General features: G+C 61.6%; 1 protein-coding gene. It reads right to left on the minus strand.

The annotated features are described in order from the left end of the window. A partial coding sequence (locus C7402_RS47315) for a beta strand repeat-containing protein (protein WP_165842144.1) occupies window positions 1-2,277 on the minus strand: 2,277 nt, incomplete at both ends.

Below are 2,277 nucleotides of genomic sequence, written 5' to 3' on the forward strand. Positions count from 1 at the left end.
GCCACCAGCGTGTTGTTGCCAGCGCCACCCGAGATCGTGCTGTACGTCGTTTCGTCAGCGTGGAGCAGGCTGTTCGAATCGATCGTGACGACGTCGTTACCCGCGCCGCCCGTGAAGCTCGTCACGGTCGAATCGATTGCAACAGTGACTGCCCCCGTTGCCGCGCTCGCATTGATCGACGCCAGGTTCGTTGCGCCCGGAGAGTAGGTCAGGTTCAGCGCTGCGCTGTTGTTGAGCGTGACACTCGTCAGGTCGCTGCCCGCGTCGACGCCAAGCGTCAGTGCCGCCGTCGTGTTGACGGTGATGCTCTTTGCTGCGGTAACGTCGAGCAGAACCGCTCCCGATGCCACACCGTTGTCGGCAACCGTCACGGCGCCAGCCGTTGCGTCGGCAACCGTATCAAAGAGGAACAAGGAAGAGTTGACTGCGTCGCCGCCAAGCGTCAGCGCCAGATCGTGGCCTGCCGTGGCGTTGTTCACAGTGTATACCGCACCACCGATCGAACCGTTGAGCACAGTCAGCGAAGTGAGAGCGTCCGAATTGATGCTGACGTTACCCTCGACGTGATCGAGAGAGACGTTCGACAGCGTGCTCACACCCTTCGACAGCTCGGTCTGGATGTCGGTGATGACTGCGTTCGTGCCACCCGTGATCGACACCGAGGTTGCACCATCGGTACCGACATTGACGCTACCCGTGCCGTACAGATTCGATGCGCCAGCTGCCGACGTACCTGCCTTCGACTCGTTGACGATCGTCACGTTGCCCGAAGCGTAGTCGCTGGCGTTCTTGAGCGCGCCCGTGACCGAATCGATGTCTGCCGTCACGTTGCCGACATTGATGCTGCCCGAGGTGGCGGTGGTATTGATCGAAACGGTCGTGCCGCCAACGACAGTAAAACCATCGACGTTCGGGCCAACGAACGTGTCGTTGATCACAACTGCACCCGTCGTCGGGGCGGCAGCCGAGCCTACCGAGACGTTGCCACCAGTCGTGTTCACCGTGACATTGTCGCCGCCAACAACGTTGACCGCCGAGCGGCTCGCGAACTGGCCGCCGGTCTCGACAGCCGATTGCGTGACCGACACGTCGCCCGTGGCGCTTGCGCCTGCGTTATCGCTACCGACGATAACCATGCCGCCTGCTGCGCTGACCGTCACGTCGGTGCCGCCGTAGACGCTCACGTTGCCGCTGGACGAATCCGTCACGTTGATCGTGCCGGTTGCTTCCGAACCTGCTGTGCCAGCCGCCGTGCCAACGGTCACGGAACCTGCGTTCGTCGTGATGTCGACGTTCGTGCCGCCGACGACGGACACAGCTTCGTTGAAGTTGTTGATGTCGTTGATGCCGTTGAAGGCAACCGAAGCCGTGTTGTTCACGGTAACCGTGCCGCTCGGCGTGGCAACGTTGCTGCCGCTAACATTGCCGATCGTGATCGAGTCACCCGCTGCCGTGACGTTGACATCCGTGCCACCGTAGACCTCAACGTTCTCCGCCCCGGCCGTATCCGTGACGGTGACCGTGCCGGTCGGGTTTTGGCCCGCAATCAATGAACCATTGTTCGTGGCGTAATTGCCGACGTAGACGCTACCCGCGTTCGTCGTCACCGAGACGTTCGCGCCGCCCAGGATGTTAACTTGACCGTAGTTGCCCGTGTAGTCACCAGTGGCGAAGTTGAACTGCTCGGCTTGAGCCTGGTTCACGGTCACCGTTACGTTGCCGGTCGGGGCGTGAACCACATTGTTAGCGTCGAAGGCACCAATCTGGACTTCGCCGTCAGTGTCGGAGTTGCCACCGGCGGAGGTAACTGTAACGTCCGTGCCGCCATAGACGTCGACCGTGCTACCCGTACCGGTAGCGTTGACCGTCACTGCGCCCGTCGGCTCCGATGCGGAGACTGCGGAACCGTTCGTGCCGATCTGGATAGTGCTGTTCTGGCCTGCGTCGTTGACGGTAACGGTCGTACCGCCAAAAACGGTAACGTTGCCGTTGTTTGCAGCGGTCACATTCACTGCGCCAACCGGATTCACATTGGCGGTCGAGACGCTACCGACCGTGACGTTGCCAGCCGCGGTGTTCACCGTGACATTCTTGCCGCCTGCCGTCAGAACGCTGCCCGACGTGGCGAGGTGCGAAACGTTGATGTCGGTCGTCGCTGCTGCCTTGACGTTATCCGGACCCGTACCCGCCGACTTGACGGTCAGGTTCGTCACGCCCGAGATATTCGACGTGTCGAACGATGCCGTACCGCCAGCGTTGCCGGCCGTTTGCAGAACA

It is taken from the genome of Paraburkholderia unamae, assembly GCF_003096875.1.
GTDB lineage: Bacteria > Pseudomonadota > Gammaproteobacteria > Burkholderiales > Burkholderiaceae > Paraburkholderia > Paraburkholderia unamae.